Raw genomic sequence first — 22,167 nt, 5'->3', positions numbered from 1 at the left:
TCCGCTTGCCGCAGCGGGGAGAGTATGGGCCACGGCGGCAGATCTTGAAAAGTCCCTGCTGGGAGGGCTTGTGCGGGGAAGGGCCCCGGGGAGTCGGCTCCCCGGGGCCCGACGGTGCGGCTCATCGCAGGCCGTACGCCCGGATGATCTCGTTCTCGACGCCGAAGCCGCGGTCGGTCTCGGCGCTCGCGCGGACCGAGAGGAAGCCGCCGGGCTTGCCGGCCGTCCTGAACGAACCGGTCCAGGAGCCGTGGGCGCCCCTGATCAGGGTCACCTTCTGCCAGGTCCTGCCGTCGTCGTGGGAGACGTCCAGCCGCACCCTGGTGACGGTGCCCGGGACCTTGCCCAGGTCGGACGACACCGGCTTGAGCGTGATCCGCTGCGTCGCCCGGGCCCGCACGTCGCCGTGCAGGTCCGACTCCAGCCCGTAGTCCAGGTTCAGCACCGAGAACGGCTTGAAGAAGTCCGTGTCGGTGGTGTCGGACACGAAGGTCCACTCGGTGTGGGTGCGCGTCGACAGCCGGAAGGCCTCGCCCGGCCGTTCCACGTCGAGGACGGCACGGTAGGGAAGGTTGCCCGCGGGCACCTCCTGCCACTGCATGTCCCCGCTCATCGGGTTGTCGTGGATCAGCGTGTCGCCCTGGAAGACGCGCAGGTGTGACGGGGTCTCACCCCACGGGAGGTAGCCGCCGAGCCGCTGGGTGCCGCTGGCCGAGGCCCACGCCTGGACGTTCCACGTCATGTAGTTCTGCCAGCGCGAGTTGTAGACGCCGAAGGACTCGCTCTGGCCCGGCCGGGTCAGCGGGGCGAACCAGTCCTGCCGGGTGGTGCTGCCCCGGGTGTAGGTGTTGTCGCCGGAGACCATCGTCCACGGCAGGGCCGTGTCGACGCCCTGCGTGTGGAACTCCCGCCAGACCTGACCCGGGGTCACGTACTCGGTGCGGGTGCCCGGGTGCCGCTCCCGCTCGGGGATGTTGAACGACGGGCTGAGCGTGAAGTCGGAGCGGTAGCCCTCGGCCGCACGGTCGCCCGCGGCCGCGTAGTAGCGGGCGTCGATCCGGGCCAGGTCGGCCTTGGCAGGCTCGTAGACCAGGGGCCGGTCGGGCACCCGGCCGGGGTAGTCCCGGGTCAGGTCGTAGACGTACGGCGAGTACTCGGTCTGCTTCACGGTCAGCTTCAGCTTGCCGGACCTGGCCATCGCGGCGAGGGTCCTGCCGGCGTCCCGGTGCACGGCGGCGACGGGGATGGCCGACTCTCCGACGTACTCCATGAGGGACCCGGCACCGTCGTTGACCACGATCAGCGCCTTCGCACCGGCCGCGGCCGCGGCCTCGGCGCGCTCCTGCGGCGAGACCTCGTCGCTGCGGTCGACGACGACGACTTTGCCCCTGGCCCGGATCTTTCCGTAGGCGGTCGCGGCGCCGGCGCCCGCGTGGACGACCTCCAACCGGTCCTCGCCGGTGTGCAGGGTGCTGCCGGACTGGACGAGCGTGTCGAAGCGGAGGCGACCGCCGGGCGTGCTCAGTCCGAGCTGCGGCTCGCCCTTGCGCCAGCGGGTGGTCAGGATGAACTCACCGTGCTTCATGGGCTTCGTGGGCGCCACGTAGACGTCGTCGTACATGGGCGGCAGCACGTACGCGCTGCGATAGTCCGTGAACGGGTCCTGACCGTCGTAGTGGACGTTGAAGTCGACCTTGCGCTGCCGGTCCTCGGTGCGCTGCGGCGCCTCGGTCCGCAGCAGGCGCGCCTTGCTCGCGTCCAGCACCACCTCGGCGGAGCCGTCCTCCAGCACGGTCTCCGGGTCGACCAGCACGGCCAGCCCGGAGCGGTCCGCCTTCTCGCCGGAGACGTCGAGGTAGCCCGCGACGGTGTAGACGCCGGGTGCGGTGCGCAGGGTCGTCGAGCCCTCGACGTAGAGCGAGTACGGCCAGACGTCGCCGCCCAGGTTGACACCGACCCAGCCGGCGGCGGGCTTGCCGTCGCGGCCGACGAGCTTGATGGTCAGGTCGTAGCGCTCCTCCTCCTTGAGCAGCGCCACGGACGTGCGGGTCACCGGCTTGCCGGTGGCCGCGTCGGTGGCGGTCACCCAGCCGACGTGCCGGCCCGGCGGGACGGTGCGCGGGTCACCGGTCACCGGGACGACGGCTGTGCCGCCCGCGGGGACCGTCACCTCGGCGGCTCCCAGGGTGAAGGGGCCGCCGTCGTCGCTCAGCGCCAGGTCGAGCGTGGCGTCGTGGGAACCGGTGTTGGTGAACGTGAGTTCCTTCGTGACGGCGCCGTCGCTCGGCCGGTGCGGCCACGTGTAGTTGCCGAAGAAGAGCGAGCCGGTGCCGCGGACGGGGGTGCGCACAGCCGCGGCCACGTCGAGCCGGCCGGTCCCCACCTCGTACGGCGAGTAGCCGTCGTCGAGGCCCTTCGCCGTACTCATCAGATGTTCCTTGAGCTGCGCGCCGGTCCAGTCCGGGTGCTGCTGCGCCAGGATCGCCGCCGCGCCGGCCACGTGCGGGGTGGCCATCGAGGTGCCGCTGAGGGTGCGGTAGAAGCCCTCGCCGCCGTCGGTCATCGCCTGGGAACGGGGGGCGGTGATGTCCACGCCCGGCGCCGCGATGTCCGGCTTCATGGCGCCGGAGGAGGCGAGCGGTCCAGTGCTGGAGAAGGACGCGAGACGGTCCTCCTTGTCCGTGGCGGCCACCGTCAGCGCGGCGGCCGCCGCGCCGGGGGCGGAGATGGTCTCCGGGCCGGCGTTGCCAGCGGCGATGACGAACAAGGTGCCGTATCGCTCGGACAGGGAGTCGACCAGCTGCGACATCGGGTCGCTGCCGTCCGTGGGGTAGGAGTCGCCGAGGCTCATGTTGACGACGTCCGCACCGGACTCGGCGGCCCACTGCATGCCCGCCATGACCCAGGAGTCCTGGCCGTAGCCCTCCGCTCCGCCGAGCACCTTGCCGACGAGCAGGTCGGCGTCGGGTGCGACACCCTTGTGGTCGCCCCCGGAGGCGGCGCCCGAACCGACTATGGTGCCCGCCACGTGCGTACCGTGCCCGTTGACGTCGGTGACACCCTCGTCCGGCACGAAGCTGGCGGTCGCGTCGACCAGGCCCGCGAGGTCGGGGTGCCCGGCGTCGACACCGGTGTCGAGGACCGCGACCTTGCTGCCCTTGCCGGTGTAGCCGGCCGCCCAGGCCTCGGGTGCGCCGATCAGCGGCACGCTCTCCTTCAGGTCGGGCTCGACCCGGCCGTCGAGCCACAGCTTGGCGACACCCGCGCCCAGCCGGGTGGCACCGGGCGGAGCCACGGAGGTCCAGAAAGTGCGGGCCTGCCGCTTCTTCGTGCTGAGCACGGCGGCACGGATCCCCTTGAGCTCGCGCGTCATTCTGCTGCCGCGGGGCGCCGTCGGTTCGACGGCCTCGCGCGCCTTCGTCCCGGCGTACGTCGCGATCAACGGCACCGTGGCCGACTTCGCGTCGTCGTAGCCCATCTCGATCAGATCGGTGACGTTGAAGAGCCGCCGGTCGATCCTGCCCTTGCCGAGCAGTGCCGCCGCCTCGTCCGGGACGACGTACAGATCCCCCTTGATCTGCTGGAGTTTCACGCCGCCGACGGCGCTGTCGGGCCGGTCGACATCGGCGGTCTGCCTGCCGTCGGCCGACGTGGTGACAGTGACGACGTCGCCGGTGACCAGGGTGACCCGATGGGTCGCCGAGGACTCGGCCGGCACGGCGGGCTTGCTCGGAGCCGCCTGGGCGGGAGTGTGCAGGACGACGAGGACGGATGCCAGCAGCGGTACGGCGGTCGCGGCGGCGGTCAGCCGCCGGCGTCTGAACCGGGAGGCGGAAGCCTTGGAGGGGGAGGACATGCCATGGGTCTACCGACCCGCTCACACCGTCGTGAAGGCCTGTCGGCGGCAAGTCACCGCCATGGCAAGGACTTGCCGGCCCCAAAGCACGCGAAGCCGTACGAGACCAGGCCGGCCGCGCCGACGGGAGCGGGCCGTACGGCCGCCACCGGGGCGCCCGGTGCTGCCCTGCGCGGTCCCCCGAATCACCTTGCTGTGAGATCACGGAGATCCCGTCGGGGAATTCCCGCCGTCCCGTATACCCGAAAGCAGCCGACTCCCCCGGTCGAAGGGGACGCGACGCGGGTGTCCCGACATCCTGGGCAGCCCGGTCCGGGGCGCGGCAGTACGTCGAGGCCAGTCTGTGGATCATGCCGACGGCGGGCTCGTCCCAGGCCGTCTCCGCACAGTCCCCCCGCTCCGCCGGGCCCCTCGGACTGGAGCACCACCATGAGCACACCTCGGTTCGGCGGCTCGCGCGGCGTCCTGCCCGCAGTTCCCGATCGTCACGCCCTGAGAGCTCCGCTCCTCTCCCGGCGGTCCGCGAGCCCCGGAGGCGTCCGCCGTGCCACCGCGTCCGAGCCGGACGTGGCGGCACGGCACGTCCGGGAACACACGAAAGGCCGCCCTCTCACGGATGAGAGAACGGCCTCCGACTTGCGTTACGGCAAAGTCGGGACGACAGGATTTGAACCTGCGACCCCTTGACCCCCAGTCAAGTGCGCTACCAAGCTGCGCCACGTCCCGATGCCCGTCTGACCTGGGGTTTCCCCTGGCCGAACGCGCACGGAAACAATACCGCACTCGGACCGGTGATCGCGCACCGCTTTTACGGCGCGACACACAGCGGCGGCCCGCACCCGGAGGGTGTTGACCTCAAGCTCGCTTGAGGTTGCACGATCGTCGGCATGACGATCACGACGGAGCGCGGTCACGCGCGATACCGGTACCAGGACCTGCCCGGGCTCATGGGGCTGATGACGGGCGACGAGAAGCACGGACCCGCGGCGACGTCCACCCTGGACGCGCTGTGGGTGCTCTACGACCGGGTCCTGCGCGTGGGACCGGAGCGGGCGGACGCCCCCGAGCGGGACCGGTTCCTGCTGTCCAAGGGGCACGGTCCCATGGCGTACTACGCGGTGCTCGCCGCCAAGGGTTTCGTCCCCGTCGACTGGCTCGCGGGCTTCGGCTCGTACGACTCGCCGCTGGGGCACCACCCGGACCGCGTACTGGTCCCGGGCGCCGAGATCGGCAGCGGGTCCCTCGGACACGGGCTGCCGATCGCGGTCGGCACGGCGCTCGGCCTGCGCGCCCAGGGGCTGGACGACCCGGCGGTGTGGGTGCTGGTCGGGGACGCCGAGCTGGACGAGGGCAGCAACCACGAGGCCATCGCGTACGCGGGTCCGGCCGGCCTTGACCGGCTGCACACCGTCGTCATCGACAACGCCTCGGCCAGTCATGCCCGGCCCGGCGGGATCGCTGCGCGGTTCGCGGCCGCCGGCTGGTCCACCCGGACCGTGGACGGCCGCGACCACGCGGAGCTGTACGCCGCCTTCACCGCGCCGCACCCGGGACGGCCGCACGTCGTCGTCGCCCGGGTCGAGCCCAAGAACGCCTGAGCCGACCGGTCCGGTCACCGCTCCCCCGGCCTCCTCCGCCCGGCGCGGATCGAGCGGACCGGCCACCCCCTGCCTGCCCCTGCCTGGAAGGACACATCCCATGGACACCATGCGTGACCGCTTCGCCCCCGTGGTGGGGCGGCTGCTCGACGAGGATCCGCGCGTCGCGGTCGTGCTCGCCGAGATCGGCACGGACGGCTTCGCGGAGGCCCGGCGCAGGCACCCGGACCGGGTGATCAACGTGGGCATCCGCGAGCAGCTCCTCGTCGGAGCGGCCTCGGGACTCGCGCTCACGGGGCTGCGGCCGGTGGTGCACACCTTCGCCAGCTTCCTGGTGGAGCGGCCCTTCGAGCAGGTCAAGCTCGACCTCGGGCACCAGGACGTCGGTGCGGTGCTGGTCAGCGCGGCCGCCTCCTTCGACTGGCCGGCCGGCGGTTTCACCCACATGTCACCGGGTGACGTGGCGCTGCTGGACACCCTGGACGGCTGGACCGTGCACGTGCCGGGCCATCCGGACGAGGCGGAGACGCTGCTGCGGCACGCGGTGGCCGCCGGGGACGACAAGGTCTACGTACGCCTGTCCGTGCAGTCGAATGCGCACGGCCGGCCGGTCGACGGGGCCCACTTCCACACCGTCCGGGAGGGCCGCTCCGGCGTGGTCGTCGCCGTGGGCCCGATGCTCGACGCCGTCCTCGACGCGACGGAGGGGCTCGACGTGACGGTGCTGTACGCGGCCACCGTCCGTCCCTTCGACGCGGCGGGCCTGCGCCGGGCCACGCACGCGGCGGGCGCCGACGTCGTCCTGGTCGAGCCGTACCTGGCGGGTACGTCGACAGCTGAGGCCAACGACGCGCTGGCCGATGTGCCGCACCGGGTCCTCGGCCTGGGCGTGGGCCGCCGGGAACTGCGCCGGTACGGCGGCGTCGACGAGCACGTGGCCGCCCACGGACTCGACGCGCGGGCGCTGCGGGAGCGGATCGGCGGCTTCCTGGGCGTGGGCGGCGGGGTCAGCGGGTGACGGTGAGCGGGCCACGCCGCTCCCGGGCCCTGGCGTCGCGTCAGCCGGTCGCCGGGTGTCCCAACTCCGGGTAGGAGTCGAGGAGCCGGGTCGGTGCCGCCTGACGCCAGGAGTCGGCCAGGATGTCACGCAGTTCGTCCTCGTCCTCCAGGGCGGCGAGGCGGACGCGGACCCAGGCGAAGTTGGCCTCGTGGTCGGCGATCCAGAACTTGCCCGGCTCCGCCAGGGCCAGTTCGTCGCGCTCCTCCTTCGGGCAGCGCACGGCGATGGAGGTCTCGTTCTCGGGCAGCGTGGCGAACATCTTGCCCGCGACCCGGAAGGTGGGCATGCTCCAGGCGGTCTTCTCCGTCGTGTCCGGCAGGGAGAGGGCGATACGGCGTACGTCTTCGGCATCCGGCATGGACCGCACCGTAGCCAATGCCACTGACATCCACCCGTCGGAGCCGTCGGCGGCGGGCGGACCGTCGTGGCTGGTGAGCGACTCGGCCGCGGGCGGGGCCGGCCGACGGTGCGGGCGGCGGGCGCGGACGCGGTGCCGTCGCGGGCGCTGCATAGGATCACCGGCATGCCACTGCGACCCGTTCAGGTGAACATCAAGGCCGTCGATCCCTCGGCGGTCGGCGGGTTCTGGGCGGAGGCGCTCGGCTGGAGTCTGCATGAGCCCGGCGTGACCGCCTACGTCGGACCCGGCGGTGACTTCGTCTGGCCGCACCCGGACTTCCTGGGCATCGACGTCGTGCCCGTCCCGGAACCCAAGTCGGCGGCGAAGAACCGCGTGCACCTCGATCTCGCCACCACGTCCGCCGCCCATCAGGCCGAGTTGGTCGCCCGCCTGGAGGCCCTGGGTGCGACGCGCGCCCAGGTTGGCCAGAGCGACGACGTCCCGTGGACGGTGCTCGCCGATCCGGAGGGCAACGAGTTCTGCGTGCTGGAGCCGCGCGAGGTCCACCGGGACACCGGCCCGGTCGCCACGGTGCTGGTCGACTGCGTGGACCCGCGGGCGATGGCCCGGTTCTGGGGCGAGGCCGTGGACTGGACGCTGCACGAGGTGACCGACGAGCACGCGGTGCTGCGCTCCGCCGCGGGCGTCGGCCCGTATCTGGAGTTCCTCCGCACGCCCGGCGCGAAGGCCGTGCCGGACCGCGTCCACCTCGATCTGCTGCCCTACCCCGGTGACGACAAGGAGGCGGAGGTGGACCGGCTGCGGGCCCTCGGCGCCACCGACCTGGACCTCGGCCAGGGCGACGTCCCCTGGACGGTGCTCGCCGATCCGGAGGGCCACGAGTTCTGCGTTCTCGCCCTGTCCTGACGCCGGTTCCGGGGCCGGGTCAGTGGTCCTTCGGCTCGCGCAGCACCCGGTGGTGGAGGAAGACGACTCTCGGACCGACGACGCGGGACTCGACGAGTTCGAGGTCCACCCGGCGCTCGTCACGGGGGAAGAACGGGATGCCGCCTCCGAGCAGCAGGGGGCAGACCCTGGCCCGGTACTCGTCGATCAGTCCCGCCGCGGCCGCCTCGGCGGCGAGCGTCGCGCCGCCGATCCCGATGGGGCTCTCTCCCGGCTCGGCCCGCAACCGCTCGATCTCCTCCACGACGCCACCGGAGGCCAGGCGCGCGTTGCCCTCCACCTCCGACAGCGTGGTGGAGAACACCACCTTCGGGAGGGCCTTCCAGAGCGCGGCGAACTCCAGCGTCGGGGCGTCGAGCGACGGGTCCTGGTCGGCGGTCTCCCAGTACAGCATCGTCTCGTACAGCCGCCGCCCCATCAGGTGGACGCCGAGCGCGCGCACCTCGTCGGTGGCGAAACGGAAGAGCTCCTCGTCGGGCGCCCCCCAGTCGAGGCCGCCGTCCGGCCCCACGATGTAGCCGTCGAGCGAGACGTTCATCGAAAAGGTCACGCTGCGCATCAGAAGTCCTCCTCGGTGCCGGGTTCGACACTATGACCGCGCGCGGCGGCGGAACTCATCGCGACGCGGGCAATCTCCCGCCCGACCGGCCGAATGGCGCCTGACGCGGCCCGCGGGCTCAGGTGGCGGGGCCCACGTGCTTGTAGAAGATCGTCGTGGGGTGCAGCGTGCCGCCGGGTGTCGCGGCGTAGTCCGGGATCGCGCCGACGCGGGTCCATCCGGCGGAGCGGTAGAGGGACTCGGCGGGGCTGCCCGTCTCCGTGTCGAGGTGCAGCAGGGTGACACCCGCCGCGGCGGCCGCCCGCTCGGCGGTGGCGAGTAGCGTACGTCCGAGGCCCTGCCCGCGGCCGTCCCGGTGCACCATCAGCTTCACCAGTTCGGCGCGGTGGCGGCTGTTGGGCTTGCCGGGGAAGGCGAGGCCGACGGTGCCGGTGACCCGGTCGCCGGTGCGCGCCACCCAGACGGCGAGCTCCCCGGCGGCGACCGCGTCCGCGCGCTCCCGCCACCAGGCGAGGGCCGCCGCGCGGTCGAGCGGGGCGAGGAACCCGACGGAGGCTCCGCCGTCCACGGTGTCGGCCAGCAGGTCCGCCAACGCGTCGGCGTGGTGCAGCAGTTGGTCCGAGGTCAGCTGGGACACGGCGGTCACGGCAGCACCACCGCCAGCGCGTACCGGACGTCCTCGGGGCCGGGGCATCGGAAGCGGGTCGGTCCCCACACCCGCATCCGCAGGCAGTCACCGGCGGCGAGGTGGTGCTCGACGTCCCGCGCGGTGACGCCGAGGCTCCCGGACAGGACCCAGATGTGCTGTTCGAGGCCGGCGACGGGCGGACGGTCGTACGCGATGTCGGCGCCCGCCGTGAGCCGGCCCTCGACCAGTTCACCGCGCAGGCCCGCGTGCGGCGGGGAGACCGAGCGTCGTACGAAACCGGACGCGGCGTCCTTCCAGACGGCCTGGTCGGCGGCGCGCACGAGCAGGTCCGGGGCCGCCTCGACCTCGCTGAGCAACTGCGACATGGTGCGCCCGTAGACACCGCACAGCCGGTTCAGCAGTGCGGCCGTGGGGCTGATCTCGGCCCGCTCGGCGCGCGAGAGCGTCGAGCGGCTCACTCCGCTGCGGTCCGCCAACTCGCCCAGGGACCAGCCACGTTCGGCGCGCAGCTCGGCCAGTCGGGCGGCGAGCCGGGCGTCGACGGCGTCCTCCACATCGTTTCCCATATTCGGGATGCTATCCCAGATGTGGGACGCGAAACGAAGGCCGCGTCGGATCACGCCGTCGCGGCCTCCGCCAGGGCCTCCAGCACGGGCCTGATCAGGGGATGACCCTCCGCCCCGCGGCGTACGGCGGCGAAGACGCGCCGGGTCGGTGCGGTGCCGTCGACGGGGCGGACCACCACACCCGTGAGGTCCATGCCGCGCAGGGCCGAGCGGGGCACCAGGGCGACCCCGGCGTCGGCCGAGGCGAGGGCGACGACGGCCCGGAAGTCGTCCGAGGAGTGTTCGAGGCGGGGCTGGAACCCGGCGTTCTCGCAGGCCAGGACGACCACGTCGTGGCAGGGGTTGCCCGGGTAGGGGCCGATCCAGGGGTCCTTGGCGAGCTCGGCGAGCGGCACCTCGCCGGCGCCGGCCAGTCGGTGCGTCACGGGGACGACCGCGTCGAAGGGCTCGGCGTAGAGCGGTACGTGGGTCAGGCGCGGGTCGTCCGCGGCCGGGGCGCCCCGGTACTCGACGGCGACCGCGACGTCGACCTGGCGATCCAGGACCATGGGCAGGCTGGCGTCCCCCTCGGCGTCCTGCACGCGCAGGCGGATGCCGGGCGCCGTCAGCGCGAGGCGGGCCAGTGCGGGTGCCACGACCAGGCCGATGCCGGTGGCGAAGGCGGCGACGGTGACCGTGCCGGCCGCGCCCGAGCTGTACGCCGCCAGTTCGGCCTCGGCGCGTTCCAGCTGGGCGAGGACCTCGTTCGTGTGACCGAGCAGGATCTCGCCCGCCGGGGTCAGCCGTACGCCCCGGGCGCCGCGCTCGACGAGCCGGTGGCCGGTCTCCTGCTCCAGCGCGGCCAGTTGCTGGGAGACGGCCGAGGGCGTGAGGTACAGCGCGGCGGCAGCCGCCGTCACCGTGCGGTGGTCCGCCACCGCACGGAGGATGTGGAGCCGCCGCGCCTCGATCATGCGACCGATTCTCTCAGGTCACAGGGCCTTCGGATCCCGCTCAGACGTCGAGCTCCGCGCGGGCCGCCACGAACGCGTCCACGGCCCGGTTCACGTCCTCGGTCGAGTGGGCGGCGGACAGCTGCACACGGATACGCGCCTGCCCCTGCGGGACCACCGGGTACGAGAAGCCGATCACGTACACACCGCGCTCCAGGAGCAGCTCGGCGAGGCGTCCGGCGACGGCCGCATCCCCGATCATGACGGGGGCGATCGCGTGGTCGCCGGGGAGCACGTCGAAGCCCTCCTCCGCCATCCGGGAGCGGAACAGCGCCGTGTTGGCGGCCAGCCTCTCTCGCAGGTCGCCGGCCGACTCCAGCAGGTCGAGGACCTTCAGGGAGGCGGCCGCGATCACCGGGGCGAGCGTGTTGGAGAACAGGTACGGGCGCGAGCGCTGGCGCAGCAGGGCGACGATCTCGGCGCGGGCGGCCACGTAGCCGCCGGACGCGCCGCCGAGGGCCTTGCCGAGGGTGCCGGTGATGATGTCGACGCGGTCCATGACGCCGTGCAGCTCGGGGGTGCCCCGGCCGCCGGGGCCGACGAAGCCGACGGCGTGCGAGTCGTCGACCATGACCATGGCGTCGTAGCGGTCGGCGAGGTCGCAGATCTCGCGCAGCGGGGCCACGTAACCGTCCATGGAGAACACGCCGTCGGTGACGATCAGGCGGCGGCGGGCGCCGGACGCCTCCTTGAGCTGCTGCTCCAGGTCGGCCATGTCACGGTTGGCGTAGCGGAAGCGGCGCGCCTTGGACAGCCGGATGCCGTCGATGATGGAGGCGTGGTTGAGGGCGTCGGAGATCACCGCGTCCTCGGCGCCGAGCAGCGTCTCGAAGACACCGCCGTTGGCGTCGAAGCAGGAGGAGTAGAGGATCGTGTCCTCCTGTCCGAGGAACGCGGACAGGCGCTGCTCCAGCTCCTTGTGCACCTCCTGCGTGCCGCAGATGAAGCGCACGGAGGCCATGCCGTAGCCCCAGCGGTCGAGTGCCTCGTGCGCGGCGGCGACGACCTCGGGGTGGTCGGCGAGGCCGAGGTAGTTGTTCGCGCAGAAGTTGAGGACCTCGCCGGGGCGGCCGCCGGAGGTGACGGCGACGGTCGCGGACTGCGGGGTGCCGATGACGCGCTCGGGCTTGTGCAGGCCGGCGGCGCGGATCTCGTCGAGGGTGGCGCGGAGGTCGTCGCGTACGGAGTCGAACATGGAAAAGGCTCCTGAAGTGCTAGCGCGGGAGGGGGTTACGCGGTCCAGTCGAGGATGACCTTGCCGCCGCGGCCGCTCGCCGCGTCCGCGAAGGCCGCCTCGAAGTCGCGGTAGCCGTACCGGCCGGTGATGACGGGGGCGAGGTCGAGTCCGCCTTCGAGCAGGACCGACATCGCGTACCAGGTCTCGAACATCTCCCGGCCGTAGATGCCCTTGATGGTGATCATGGACGTCACGATCCGGGACCAGTCGACCGGGAACTCCTCGGCGGGCAGCCCCAGCATGGCGATCCGCCCGCCGTGCGTCATGTTGGCGATCATGTCGCGCATCGCCTCGGGGCGGCCGGACATCTCCAGGCCGATGTCGAAGCCCTCACGCAGTCCCAGCGCGCGCTGGCCGTCGGCGATGGTCCCCTCCCGGACGTTCAGGGCGAGGCTCACACCGATCTTGCGGGCGAGTTCCAGCCGCTCCTCGCTGACGTCGGTGATGACGACGTTGCGGGCGCCGGCGTGCCGGGCGACGGCCGCGGCCATCAGGCCGATGGGTCCGGCACCGGTGACCAGGACGTCCTCGCCGACCAGCGGGAAGGAGAGCGCCGTGTGCACCGCGTTGCCGAACGGGTCGAAGATCGCGGCGATGTCGAGGTCCACCGGCACGCGGTGCACCCACACGTTGGCGGCGGGCAGGGCCACGTACTCGGCGAACGCGCCGTCGCGGCCGACACCGAGACCGACGGTGGCCCGGCACAGGTGACGGCGGCCGGCCAGGCAGTTCCGGCACTTGCCGCAGACCAGGTGCCCCTCGCCGCTGACCCGGTCGCCCACCGCGATGTCGGCGACGTCACGGCCGGTCTCGACGACCTCGCCGACGAACTCGTGCCCGAGGACGAGCGGGGTGCGGATCGCCTGCTGCGCCCAGCCGTCCCAGTTGCGGATGTGCAGGTCGGTGCCGCAGATGCCGGTCCTGAGGACCTTGATCAGTACATCGCCGGGACCGATGGACGGCTCGGGTACGTCCGCGAGCCAGAGGCCCGGTTCCGCCTTCTCCTTGACCAGCGCCTTCAACGCTACGGCTCCTGTGGGTGAGGTCCCGGAGCGGGGTACGCCGAAGCGGCCCGTACCGGGGAGAGGGGTGTGATCCCCCCGAAATCTGCCGTACGACGCGTGCCCCGGTCCATCGAGGTTTTCTTAAGCGCCGCCGCAGCTTTCCTTCACGCCCCCGCGCCCCGCCGACCGGAGGGCGCGCTCACGGGCCGTGGGCCTCCCGGCGTTCGAGCTGCGCGACGAGTTCCGACGCCATCGACTTGATCGTCTCCAGGCCGGCTCTCCCCCACGGGCGCGGTTCGACGTCCACGACGCAGACCGTGCCGAGGGCGATGCCGGTGCGGTCGATGAGCGGGGCGCCCAGGTAGGAGCGGATGCCGATCTCGTCGACGACCGGGTTCCCGGCGAACCGCGGATAGTCGCAGACGTCCTCCAGGACCAGCGCCTTGCGGCGGACCACCACATGCGGGCAGAAGCCGTAGTCGCGGGTCAGGTGGCGCCCGAAGCCGCGCGTGCCGCCGTCCGCGGTCGCCGCGGTGATCAGCCGGGCGCCCGAGCCCGCACCGTCCGGTGTGTGCAGACCGGCGAAGAACTGCCGTTTCTCGTCGATGAAGTTGACCATCGAGTACGGCACCGCGGCGACCTCCGCGAGCCGGTCCGCGAAGGCGTCGAAGGCCGGCTCGGCGCGCTCGCCCAGGCCCAGCCGGCGCAATCGCCGCACCCTGGTCGGCGCGTCCTTGTCCTCCGGGGTCAGCAGCAGGCGGCCTGCCGGACGCGGAGGGTCGTAAGTCATGGGCGGGCTCCTCGATTCGGGACGGGGCTCATGTGTGGGCCCCGTGACTGGGGACGTGGGTCGGCGCGTGGGCGAGGAGATGGCGTACCAGCGTGAGCAGGGTCTGCACCCCGGAGCTGGAGATCCGGGCGTCGCAGCGCACCACGGGGACCTCCGGATCGAGGTCGATGGCCGCGCGCACCTCGTCGGGGTCGTAGCGGTACGAGCCGTCGAACTCGTTGATCGCGACGATGAACCCGAGGCCGCGCTGCTCGAAGAAGTCGACGGCGGCGAAGCACTCCTCCAGGCGGCGCGTGTCGGCGAGGATCACCGCGCCGAGCGCGCCCTCGGACAGCTCGTCCCACATGAACCAGAACCGCTCCTGCCCGGGGGTGCCGAACAGGTAGAGCACGTGTTCCGGGTCCAGGGTGATGCGCCCGAAGTCCATCGCCACGGTCGTCTCGACCTTGTTCTCGATCCCGTCGAGGTTGTCGGTCGCCGCGCTGACCGTGGTGAGCAGCTCCTCCGTACTGAGCGGCGCGATCTCGCTCACCGCGCCGACGAAGGTCGTCTTGCCGACCCCGAACCCGCCCGCCACCAAGATCTTCAGTGCGGTGGGGAAGGGATCAGAGCTGTCGTCGTAGTCCATCGAGCACTGCCTCCAGAAGAGACCGGTCAGTGGGGTTGTGGTGGAACTCGGGAGGCTTGGTGGTCAGCGCCCCGCAGTCGACGAGGTCCGACAGCAGCACCTTGGTGACCGCCGCCGGCAGCTTCAGGTGCGCGGCGATCTCCGCGACCGACAGCGGCCCCCGGCACAGTTCGAGTGCCTGGGTGTGCTCCGGGCCGAGGTAACCGAGCGGGGTCGCCCCGGTGGTCATCACCTGCGAGAGCAGGTCGAGCGCGGTCGTGGGCCTGGTCCGGCCGTTGCTCACCGTGTACGGGCGCACCAGCCGGCCGGCCGCGTCGTCGAGCCAGGGCCCGTCGCCGGCCGCGGCCACCCTCAAGGCCTCATCGCCGACGGTTCGACGGCGACCTGCCGGGGCGCGGTCACTAGATACGGCCGCACGCTCTTGACCAGCATCGCCATCTCGTAGCCGAGCACCGCCGCGTCGGCCTCGCGCCCGGCGAGCACGGCGAGGCAGGTGCCCGAGCCGGCGGTGGAGACGAACAGCAGCATCGAGTCGAGCTCGACGACGACCTGGCGTACGTCGCCGCCGTCGCCGAAGCGGTGTCCGGCGCTGCGCCCGAGGGAGTACAGGCCGGAGGCCAGGGCCGCCATGTGGTCGGCGCTGTCGGTGTCGAGGCCGTGGACCGACTTCACGAGCCCGTCGCAGGACAGGAGCACCGCGCTCGTGGTGTGCGGTACGCGCTGGACGAGGCCGCTCATCAGCCAGTCCAGGTCGGATACATGGCCGGTCGGCGCATCGCTCGCCATGATGGATCGACTCCTTGGAATACGAAGGTCTGCGGGAGCGGTGGGGGTGGGGGTGCTGGTCATCCGGCCGGTGCGCTCCCGTCGTGCCGGGTGGTGAAGTCGTGTCCTGGCGCGGGCGCGATCTCGCGCACTCCGTGCGCTTCGTGCCGCGCGGACGCGTGGGTCGGTTGCTCCTCGGTTATGTGCGGCGCCTCCATGGACGTCTCGGCCTCCACAGGCAGGTGCTCCATGGGCGGGCCCTCCATGTGGCGTCCGTCCGGGGCCGCCTGTCCCGCGGGGGCGTACGACGGGGGCTCCCCCGGGAAAGCGGGGTGGGGCGCGGACGGCTGGGGCGACACGCCGAAGTGGGCCGCGGGGGACGGAGCGGACAGGTCGGTGTGCGGCAGGCCCGACTGCGGCGGCTCTCCGTGCGGGCCGTCGGGCGGGAGCCCGTCCCTGTGGCGCACGCCCATGTGCAGGGCCTCCACCATGGCCGGCGCGTCCATGTGGTCCGGCGCCGGCTGGTCCCGCTCCGTGTAGGCCGTCTCCCGCTGGGCGGCCTCCGCGAGGCCGATGCCGCGCTGGAAGGCCGCCATCAGACCGGGGTCGTGGCCGACGTGCTGGTCGGCGTCCGGCCGGGGCAGGGTCGTCGGACCGTCGCGGAGCTGGGGCGCGATGTGCTCCTGGGCGCGGCGCCGGGGCAGCTGCGGCGGCCTGCCCATGGTGCCGCGCACGGCGCCGTTGCGCGGCACGGGCGGGGTGCCGGCGTTCTCCGCCACGGTCCGCCGGTCCTCGGGCCGGACGCCGGGCACGGCCTCCGCCGGGGTGGGCCGCTCCTGGCGGGCGCCGCGCAGGGGCAGCGGCGCGGGGCCGCCGTCGACGCCGGACGCGGTGGCCGGTGCCCGCCGCGGCTGACGCGTCTGCCGGGGCAGGGCGGGCGCCGCGGCGTGCCGGGGCGCCGACGGCTCGGGCGCGGCTCCGGCGGCCTGGAGCTGCGGCGGGCCGGGCGCCGGACGCGGCGGCTGCGCCGCCTCCCGCGCCGGTGCCCGCGGCACCGCCCCGGGCTCCTCCGGGTCCGTGCCGAGCAGCGCCTGCGGTACGACGAGTACGGCCTGGACGCCGCCGTAGATGTTCGCCTGGAGCCGTACGTGGATGCCGTGCCGCCGGGCCAGCTGCGAGACCACGAACAGTCCGATGCGGCCGTCCTGGAGCAGGCTGGCGACGTTGACCTGGTCGGGGTCGGCGAGCAGGGCGTTCATCTTGTCCTGCTCGCCGACGGGCATGCCGAGGCCCCGGTCCTCGACCTCGACGGCCAGTCCCGAGGTGACGAGGCTGGCCCGGAGCAGCACCTGGGTGTGCGGGGCCGAGAACACGGTGGCGTTCTCGACGAGCTCCGCGAGCAGGTGGATGACGTCGGCGACCGCGTGCCCGCGCAGGGTGCCGTCGATCGGCGGCACCAGCTTGACCCGTGAGTACTGCTCGACCTCGGCGATCGCGGACCGCAGCACCTCGGTCGTGGAGACGGGGTTGCTCCACTGGCGGCGTGAGACGGCCCCGCCGAGGACGGCGAGGTTCTCGGCGTGGCGGCGGATGCGGGTGGCGAGGTGGTCGACGTGGAAGAGGCCCTTGAGCAGGTCCGGGTCCTCGATCTCGTTCTCCAGCTCGTCCAGGATGGAGATCTCCCGGTGCACGAGGGACTGGAGCCGCCGGGCCAGGTTGACGAAGACCTCGACCTTCTGTTCGCTGCCCGCGTGGCTGGAGAGCTGCGCGGCCTGCACGACCGCGGTCACCGCGCCGTCCTGGGCGCGGACCAGGTCGGCGGCGAGCAGCTCGAAGTCGTCGGCGTCCCCGGGCGGCCCCTTGCGCGGCTTGCGCTGGGGGGCGGCCTCGCCGCGGCGCAGGGTGTCGACAAGGGCGCGCAGGTCCGCCTCGCCGCGGGCGGTGGTGCGGCGCAGGGCGGCGACGCGGTCGCGGACGGACCTGGCCGCGCGGTCGGCGGCGATCGCGGCGATCACGATCCCCGCGCACGCCACGCCGGCGGCTCCGGCGAGCACGGCCCACAGCGTCGGGCTGGGCCGGGCCCCGGCCGTGCGCAGGATGAACAGGACGGCGGCGCAGGCGCTCAGGGCCACCGCGATCGGCGGCAGGACGGCCAGCCGCAGCAGCTGAGACCGTATGTGGGTCTCGGGCAGCGGCGGAGCGGCGCGGGCGACCGGCCGCCCGTGCCGGCCGCCCTCACGGCGGTCTGCGCGTGCGGCCGGTGCGCGGAGGTGAGACATCGGCGTCCTCGTACTGGTGCGTCGGGGGCACGGGACCCCCGCGGGTCTGCGACTCGGGCATGCGCCATCGCGGAGTCGGCCGACGGAGCCGAGGAGATCGACCCCGCGTCGCCCGACGGCCACTCACAGTAGTCGGCAACACATCATGTGCGACGGGCAGTTGACAAACTCCCGCGGAGACCGTCCCGCTCTGGTATGAGGCTTCGTACGACAGACCGACAAGCGCCTCGGACATCCGCTCACCTTCGGAAACGAATCGATCGGAGCTGGTCAGAAGCGGTCAGTGGCAAACGGCGAGGGCCGAGGAGCGGTGCGCTCCTCGGCCCTCGCCGTACGGTTCCTCGCCCCGGTCGGTCACCCGGCGGGGACGGTCTCCGGCTCTCCCGTGCCCTCCGCGGACCTGGCCTCGGGGTCACTCGCCGTGGCCTCCGGGGCCGCGGCGGCCGTCTTCGCCGGGGCGTCCCAGCCGCCCTCGGGCTCCCGGGCAACACCACGCCACCAGGGCTCGGACGGGACGGTCTCGGCCGTGGGCTCGAACGGCTCCCCCGGGTGCGGCAGGGCGATACGGGCGCCCGCCGCGCGGGCGGCCTCGATCGTGCCCTCGCCGGGCTCCACCCACGGGTGCGTCGCGAGGTTGAACGTCGCCCAGTGGATCGGCATCATCACGCCGGCGGGCCGGCCGCCCTGGAGGTCCAGGTGCGTCCGCATGCCCTCCTCGGGCGTCATGTGGATGTCCGGCCAGAACTCGCTGTACGCGCCGACCTGGATCATCGTCAGGTCGAACGGGCCGTGCTCGGCGCCGATGTCCTTGAAGCCCTCGAAGTAGCCCGTGTCACCGCTGTGGTAGATCCGGTGCTCGTCGCCCGCGACGGCCCAGGAGGCCCAGAGCGTGTGCTGCGCGTTGCGCAGGCCGCGGCCGCAGAAGTGGCGCGCCGGGGTGGCGGTCAGGGTGAGGCCGCCGACCTTCGTCGACTCGTTCCAGTCCAGCTCGCGCAGGCGGTCGGCGGAGACGCCCCAGCGCTCCAGGTGCGCGCCGACCCCGAGCGGCACCGCGAAGACCGTGTCCGTGCCGGCCAGGGCCTTGATGCTCGGCATGTCCAGGTGGTCGTAGTGGTCGTGCGAGATGACGACGACGTCGACCGGGCCGAGGGCGGCCAGCGGCAGGGGCACGGGGTGCAGCCGCTTGGGTCCGGCGAAGGCGAACGGGGAGCAGCGGTCGCCCCACACCGGGTCGAAGAGCACCCGGTGCCCGTCGATCTCGGCCAGCACGCTGGAGTGTCCCATCCAGGTGATCCGCAGTCCGCTCGCAGGGGGCGCCGCGAGGTCAGCGAGGGTCGTGGGGTGCACCGGCACCGTGCCGACCGGGGACCGGTGGGGCCGCTCGTCCCGGCGGAAGAAGACCTTCGCGAGCTCGATCATGGAACCGTCGGGGCGGATCCGGGCACTCTCCGGGTTCTTGAAGACACCGTCGGCGAAATTGGGCGACCTGCGGATGCGCTCCAGGCGCTCGCCGCTCGGATCCGCGCCGAAGGCGGCGGGCCGCAACGAGCGGAGCCCGGAGCTCAGGGGACGGGAACCGGTCACGGCAACCTCCTGGTGGAGTCGGTCTGACATTCCATTATGGTCCGCCCCTCCGACAACGCCGGGTCATTCGGGTGACGGCACGGTGTCCCGGACCCCACCGGCCGGTTGCCCGCCCCGCGTCCGCAACTGATCCGCCGTTCAGTAAGCGGGGTCGCCCGGCTATCATCCCTGCGGATCCCGACCGCGGGTTCACCAAGGGCCCCGCCGCCCACGACCCCTCCGGCCCACCCACCCCAGGAGCCCCCATGACCGCCCCCGGCGACGCCCCGCTCATCACGCTGACCTGGACCGACCACGTCACCGGACGGCAGGGGCACCTGGTCGTCGACCGGCTGGTGCGCGGGGTCTCCAGCGGCGGGCTGCGCATGCGCGAGGGCTGCACGGTCGAGGAGGTCGTCGGTCTCGCCCGCGGCATGACGATGAAGGAGGCCCTGCACTACGACCCCCAGGGCCGCTACATCCCGCTGGGCGGCGCCAAGGGCGGCATCGACTGCGACCCCCGGGACCCGGAGGCGTACGGCGTGCTCGTGCGGTACCTGCGGGCGGTGCGCCCCTATGTCGAGAGCGTCTGGGCGACCGGGGAGGACCTCGGTCTCACGCAGGACGTCGTGGACCGGGCGATGGCCGAGGCGGGGCTCGTCTCCTCGATCCAGGCCGTGTACCCGCTGCTCGACGACGAGGCGGCGGCCCGGCGGCGGCTGGCGGACGCGTTCGCGGTCGAGGTGGACGGCATCGGGCTCGACGAGCTGGCCGGCGGCTGCGGGGTCGCCGAGTCCGTGCTCGCGGCCCTGGACCGGGCGGGCGTGCCGTACGCGGGGACCCGCGTCGCCGTGCAGGGTCTCGGCACCATGGGCGGGGCGACGGCGCGTTTCCTGGCCCGCGCCGGGCTCACCGTGGTGGCGGTCGCCGACGTCAAGGGCACGATCGCCGATCCGCGCGGACTCGACGTCGACGCGCTGCTGGCCGCGCGGGACGCTTACGGCACCGTCGACCGCGGCGCGCTGCGTCCCACGGACCGTGAACTGGACGCCGACGCGTGGCTGTCCACCGACGCGGAGGTGCTGGTGCCGGCCGCCATCTCGTATGCGATCGACACGGACAACCAGGCGGGTGTCAGGGCCCGTTGGATCGTGGAGGCCGCCAACATGCCGGTGCTGCCCGAGGCGGAGGAACTGCTCGCAGCGCGCGGGGTCACCGTCCTGCCGGACGTGGTGGTGAACTCCGGCACCAACGCATGGTGGTGGTGGACGCTGTTCGGCGACATCGGCCCCGACCCGGACGAGGCGTTCACGCACATCCGGCGCTCGATGCGCACCCTGATCGACCGGACGCTGGCCCGCGCCGAGGCCGACGGCAGCACCCCCAGGGAGGCCGCGCACGCCATCGTCGCCGACCGGCTGCCGGTGATCGCCGAACGGTACGGCCGCTACCGGTGAGGTCCCGGCACCCCTCGGCGCGGGACCGGCCCCGAGCCCCCGTCGGGCCGTCCCGCGCGACGGATTAGGGTTGCCGCGTGGCGAGAGTGCGGTTGAGTGTGGGCCGGCGGCGCGAGGAGATGCTGCGGGCCGCCATCGGGCAGATCGAGGCGCGGGGTGTCGCGGCGGTACGGATCGCCGACGTGGCCGCGGCGCTGGGAGTGAGCAACGCGCTGGTCCTCTACCACTTCTCGACCAAGGAGAAGCTGGTCGCGGAGGCGTTCACGTTCGCCGCCGAGGACGACCTGGCCCGGCTGCGCAAGCTGCTGGGCCGGCGCACGTCGGCGCTGCGCCGGCTGCGGGCCGCCGTGCGCTGGTACGCGCCGACCGGACAGGCCAAGGGCTGGCGGCTGTGGATCGAGGGCTGGGCGGTGGCCCTGCGCGAGCCGGGGCTGCGCGAGGTCACCCAGGGCCTCGACCGGCAGTGGAAGGCGGCGATCGCCGAGGTCATCGCGGAGGGCGTCGCCGCGGGCGAGTTCACGTGTCCGGACCCCAAGGACGCGGCCCTGCGGCTGACGGCCCTGCTGGACGGTCTCGCCGTGCAGATGACCGCGTACCCCGGCTCGGTGTCCCGCGCGCGCACCCAGGCGTGGGTGGACGAGGCGCTCGCCCGTGAACTGGGCCTGGAGCGCGAGGCCCTGACCGCACCGCCCGGCACCTTGACCGCACCGCCCGGCACCTGACACACCGGGGCCGGACACGGGCGCTCACGAACTCCCTTTACGGCGAGTCCAGTTGCCCGTCGGTCCGCCCACTCCCCCGCGGAAGCCGGCCCTCCCCGGCACCGACGGGACGGCGGGCCGCAACGATTCCGTGCAGCAGAGCCGTTGAGCCCGCCCGCGCACCCGCCCGGCGCTCCGCCCGGCCCCTCGTACCGCTCAGACGGCCGGTGCGATCCGCGTCTTGATGTCGTCGGGCGACAGGCTGCCCTTGGCCGCCACGTGGTCCCCGGAGGACTCGCCGCGCAGCCGCCGTCCGATCCACGGCACGAGGTACTCGCGCGCCCACTGGATGTTGTCGCGGCGCACCTCGAAGGTGCCACGCGGCGGGAGCGGGGGCCAGGCCTGGTCCGGGTCCGCCGGGACCTCCAGGCCGAGGACCTGCCCGGCCCGCAGGGCGACGCGAGTGTGCCCCTCGGGAGAGAGGTGGAGCCGGTCGCCGTCCCAGGCGCGCCGGTCCTGCACGGTCTTGAGGGACCACAGGTCGAGCACCGGGCAGCCGTAGCGGTCGGCGATGGCCCGTACGTGTCCGTTGTACGTGGCGATCTTGCCGCGCAGGTGCTTGAGCACGGGTACGCCGCGGGTGTCGAAGCCGGTGGTCACCATGACGGTGCCGACGACCGAGGTGAGGTCGGCGACGGCCCGCTCGAAGCGCTCTGCAACCTCGTCGGGGTCGGTGCCGGGCCGGATGATGTCGTTGCCGCCCGCGCAGAAGGAGACGAGGTCGGGTTCCAGCGCCTTGGCCTGCGGGAGCTGGTCCGCCACGATCTGGTCGAGCAGTTTGCCGCGTACGGCGAGGTTGGTGTAGCCGAAGTCGCCCTCGGGCCGTCGGTCCGCGAGCAGGACCGCGAACCGGTCGGCCCAGCCGACGAAGGCCCCGTCCGGACCGGGATCGCCGACGCCCTCGGTGAAGCTGTCCCCCACCGCCACGTACGACCCGATCACTGATCTGTTGTCACTCTTCGAATCGTCTGCCACATCGGCCCATGATTCACCTTTTGATGTGAGCTACGCGACCGTAGGAAGGGGTTGACGTGCGGTGAGATAAGCCACTCGTCAAGTGTTGGTCAATCCCGGAATAAGGCGGTGTTCAAGGGCGG

General features: G+C 72.9%; 20 protein-coding genes and 1 tRNA gene. 5 read left to right on the top strand and 16 right to left on the bottom strand.

What is annotated here, in order from left to right; genetic code table 11:
- Positions 1-121 precede the first annotated feature (121 nt).
- Both ACZ4VA_RS28600 and ACZ4VA_RS28595 read right to left on the bottom strand, forming a co-directional pair.
- Positions 122-3,856: a S8 family serine peptidase gene (locus ACZ4VA_RS28600; RefSeq protein WP_356166060.1), complete on the bottom strand. Its 3,735-nt coding sequence runs from the start codon at positions 3,854-3,856 to the stop codon at positions 122-124.
- Positions 3,857-4,508: 652 nt separating this feature from the next.
- Positions 4,509-4,582: transfer RNA gene (locus tag ACZ4VA_RS28595), tRNA-Pro, on the bottom strand.
- 161 nt (positions 4,583-4,743) lie between these two features.
- Between ACZ4VA_RS28595 and ACZ4VA_RS28590 the strand changes: the two genes are divergently transcribed.
- Entirely contained in the window at positions 4,744-5,454 is a 711-nt protein-coding gene (locus tag ACZ4VA_RS28590; RefSeq protein ID WP_388902604.1) for a transketolase, read from the top strand.
- Positions 5,455-5,554: 100 nt separating this feature from the next.
- Entirely contained in the window at positions 5,555-6,472 is a 918-nt protein-coding gene (locus ACZ4VA_RS28585) for a transketolase family protein (RefSeq protein WP_389391399.1), read from the top strand.
- A gap of 40 nt (positions 6,473-6,512) precedes the next feature.
- On the opposite strand, the gene ACZ4VA_RS28580 is transcribed toward ACZ4VA_RS28585, so the two are convergent.
- Complete coding sequence (locus ACZ4VA_RS28580) at positions 6,513-6,872, bottom strand: MmcQ/YjbR family DNA-binding protein (RefSeq protein WP_468082969.1); 360 nt, start codon at positions 6,870-6,872, stop codon at positions 6,513-6,515.
- A gap of 165 nt (positions 6,873-7,037) precedes the next feature.
- On the opposite strand from ACZ4VA_RS28580, the gene ACZ4VA_RS28575 reads away from it, so the two are divergent.
- Complete coding sequence (locus tag ACZ4VA_RS28575) at positions 7,038-7,781, top strand: VOC family protein (RefSeq protein ID WP_356237943.1); 744 nt, start codon at positions 7,038-7,040, stop codon at positions 7,779-7,781.
- 19 nt (positions 7,782-7,800) lie between these two features.
- Here ACZ4VA_RS28575 and ACZ4VA_RS28570 read toward each other — a convergent pair whose 3' ends face one another.
- The 12 genes from ACZ4VA_RS28570 to ACZ4VA_RS28515 all read right to left on the bottom strand — a co-directional run bounded on the left by ACZ4VA_RS28570 (position 7,801) and on the right by ACZ4VA_RS28515 (position 18,873).
- Positions 7,801-8,379 carry a dihydrofolate reductase family protein gene (locus ACZ4VA_RS28570; protein ID WP_355789422.1) on the bottom strand — a complete coding sequence of 193 codons (579 nt, stop codon included), beginning with the start codon at positions 8,377-8,379 and terminating at the stop codon, positions 7,801-7,803.
- A 118-nt stretch (positions 8,380-8,497) separates the two neighbouring features.
- Positions 8,498-9,073 carry a GNAT family N-acetyltransferase gene (locus ACZ4VA_RS28565; protein WP_389391402.1) on the bottom strand — a complete coding sequence of 192 codons (576 nt, stop codon included), beginning with the start codon at positions 9,071-9,073 and terminating at the stop codon, positions 8,498-8,500.
- Positions 9,022-9,594: a helix-turn-helix domain-containing protein gene (locus ACZ4VA_RS28560; protein WP_389391403.1), complete on the bottom strand. Its 573-nt coding sequence runs from the start codon at positions 9,592-9,594 to the stop codon at positions 9,022-9,024. Before ACZ4VA_RS28560 ends, ACZ4VA_RS28565 begins: the two co-directional genes overlap by 52 nt.
- Before the next feature lie 50 nt (positions 9,595-9,644).
- A complete protein-coding gene (locus ACZ4VA_RS28555) occupies positions 9,645-10,547 on the bottom strand; it encodes a LysR family transcriptional regulator (protein ID WP_356166079.1) in 903 nt (300 codons plus the stop codon).
- Between the two features lie 40 nt (positions 10,548-10,587).
- Positions 10,588-11,781 carry a glycine C-acetyltransferase gene (locus tag ACZ4VA_RS28550; RefSeq protein ID WP_355793499.1) on the bottom strand — a complete coding sequence of 398 codons (1,194 nt, stop codon included), beginning with the start codon at positions 11,779-11,781 and terminating at the stop codon, positions 10,588-10,590.
- A 35-nt stretch (positions 11,782-11,816) separates the two neighbouring features.
- Entirely contained in the window at positions 11,817-12,845 is a 1,029-nt protein-coding gene (gene tdh, locus ACZ4VA_RS28545; RefSeq protein WP_355793501.1) for an L-threonine 3-dehydrogenase, read from the bottom strand.
- Between the two features lie 181 nt (positions 12,846-13,026).
- Positions 13,027-13,617: a GAF domain-containing protein gene (locus ACZ4VA_RS28540; RefSeq protein WP_356166083.1), complete on the bottom strand. Its 591-nt coding sequence runs from the start codon at positions 13,615-13,617 to the stop codon at positions 13,027-13,029.
- A gap of 28 nt (positions 13,618-13,645) precedes the next feature.
- Positions 13,646-14,245, bottom strand: coding sequence for a GTP-binding protein (locus ACZ4VA_RS28535; RefSeq protein ID WP_355795964.1), 600 nt, complete (start codon positions 14,243-14,245; stop codon positions 13,646-13,648).
- Positions 14,223-14,594 carry a DUF742 domain-containing protein gene (locus tag ACZ4VA_RS28530; RefSeq protein WP_355795961.1) on the bottom strand — a complete coding sequence of 124 codons (372 nt, stop codon included), beginning with the start codon at positions 14,592-14,594 and terminating at the stop codon, positions 14,223-14,225. Before ACZ4VA_RS28530 ends, ACZ4VA_RS28535 begins: the two co-directional genes overlap by 23 nt.
- Positions 14,595-14,596: 2 nt before the next feature.
- A complete protein-coding gene (locus ACZ4VA_RS28525; protein WP_356166088.1) occupies positions 14,597-15,031 on the bottom strand; it encodes a roadblock/LC7 domain-containing protein in 435 nt (144 codons plus the stop codon).
- A 59-nt stretch (positions 15,032-15,090) separates the two neighbouring features.
- Complete coding sequence (locus ACZ4VA_RS28520; protein WP_468082964.1) at positions 15,091-17,289, bottom strand: ATP-binding protein; 2,199 nt, start codon at positions 17,287-17,289, stop codon at positions 15,091-15,093.
- A 354-nt stretch (positions 17,290-17,643) separates the two neighbouring features.
- On the bottom strand, positions 17,644-18,873 hold the full coding sequence (locus ACZ4VA_RS28515) for an MBL fold metallo-hydrolase (protein ID WP_355792035.1): 1,230 nt from the start codon (positions 18,871-18,873) through the stop codon (positions 17,644-17,646).
- Positions 18,874-19,118: 245 nt separating this feature from the next.
- On the opposite strand from ACZ4VA_RS28515, the gene ACZ4VA_RS28510 reads away from it, so the two are divergent.
- Positions 19,119-20,309: a glutamate dehydrogenase gene (locus ACZ4VA_RS28510; protein WP_468082961.1), complete on the top strand. Its 1,191-nt coding sequence runs from the start codon at positions 19,119-19,121 to the stop codon at positions 20,307-20,309.
- Positions 20,310-20,386: 77 nt separating this feature from the next.
- A complete protein-coding gene (locus ACZ4VA_RS28505) occupies positions 20,387-21,031 on the top strand; it encodes a TetR/AcrR family transcriptional regulator (RefSeq protein ID WP_468082960.1) in 645 nt (214 codons plus the stop codon).
- Positions 21,032-21,226: 195 nt separating this feature from the next.
- Here ACZ4VA_RS28505 and ACZ4VA_RS28500 read toward each other — a convergent pair whose 3' ends face one another.
- Positions 21,227-22,012 carry an SGNH/GDSL hydrolase family protein gene (locus ACZ4VA_RS28500; protein ID WP_355794654.1) on the bottom strand — a complete coding sequence of 262 codons (786 nt, stop codon included), beginning with the start codon at positions 22,010-22,012 and terminating at the stop codon, positions 21,227-21,229.
- Positions 22,013-22,167 lie beyond the last annotated feature (155 nt).

It is taken from the genome of Streptomyces sp. NPDC028308, from assembly GCF_055565855.1.
This window is presented reverse-complemented; position numbering and strand designations above follow the sequence as displayed.

Bases quoted from the DNA above. Each gene is read 5' to 3' on its own strand.
- ACZ4VA_RS28570 (WP_355789422.1), bottom strand. From the start codon at position 8,379: ATGCGCAGCGTGACCTTTTCGATGAACGTCTCGCTCGACGGCTACATC.
- ACZ4VA_RS28565 (WP_389391402.1), bottom strand. From the start codon at position 9,073: ATGCCCCGGCCCCGAGGACGTCCGGTACGCGCTGGCGGTGGTGCTGCC.
- ACZ4VA_RS28540 (WP_356166083.1), bottom strand. From the start codon at position 13,617: ATGACTTACGACCCTCCGCGTCCGGCAGGCCGCCTGCTGCTGACCCCG.
- ACZ4VA_RS28590 (WP_388902604.1), top strand. From the start codon at position 4,744: ATGACGATCACGACGGAGCGCGGTCACGCGCGATACCGGTACCAGGAC.
- ACZ4VA_RS28510 (WP_468082961.1), top strand. From the start codon at position 19,119: ATGACCGCCCCCGGCGACGCCCCGCTCATCACGCTGACCTGGACCGAC.
- ACZ4VA_RS28560 (WP_389391403.1), bottom strand. From the start codon at position 9,594: ATGGGAAACGATGTGGAGGACGCCGTCGACGCCCGGCTCGCCGCCCGA.
- ACZ4VA_RS28555 (WP_356166079.1), bottom strand. From the start codon at position 10,547: ATGATCGAGGCGCGGCGGCTCCACATCCTCCGTGCGGTGGCGGACCAC.
- ACZ4VA_RS28585 (WP_389391399.1), top strand. From the start codon at position 5,555: ATGGACACCATGCGTGACCGCTTCGCCCCCGTGGTGGGGCGGCTGCTC.
- ACZ4VA_RS28550 (WP_355793499.1), bottom strand. From the start codon at position 11,781: ATGTTCGACTCCGTACGCGACGACCTCCGCGCCACCCTCGACGAGATC.
- ACZ4VA_RS28520 (WP_468082964.1), bottom strand. From the start codon at position 17,289: ATGTCTCACCTCCGCGCACCGGCCGCACGCGCAGACCGCCGTGAGGGC.
- ACZ4VA_RS28525 (WP_356166088.1), bottom strand. From the start codon at position 15,031: ATGGCGAGCGATGCGCCGACCGGCCATGTATCCGACCTGGACTGGCTG.
- ACZ4VA_RS28580 (WP_468082969.1), bottom strand. From the start codon at position 6,872: ATGCCGGATGCCGAAGACGTACGCCGTATCGCCCTCTCCCTGCCGGAC.
- ACZ4VA_RS28575 (WP_356237943.1), top strand. From the start codon at position 7,038: ATGCCACTGCGACCCGTTCAGGTGAACATCAAGGCCGTCGATCCCTCG.
- ACZ4VA_RS28600 (WP_356166060.1), bottom strand. From the start codon at position 3,856: ATGTCCTCCCCCTCCAAGGCTTCCGCCTCCCGGTTCAGACGCCGGCGG.
- ACZ4VA_RS28535 (WP_355795964.1), bottom strand. From the start codon at position 14,245: ATGGACTACGACGACAGCTCTGATCCCTTCCCCACCGCACTGAAGATC.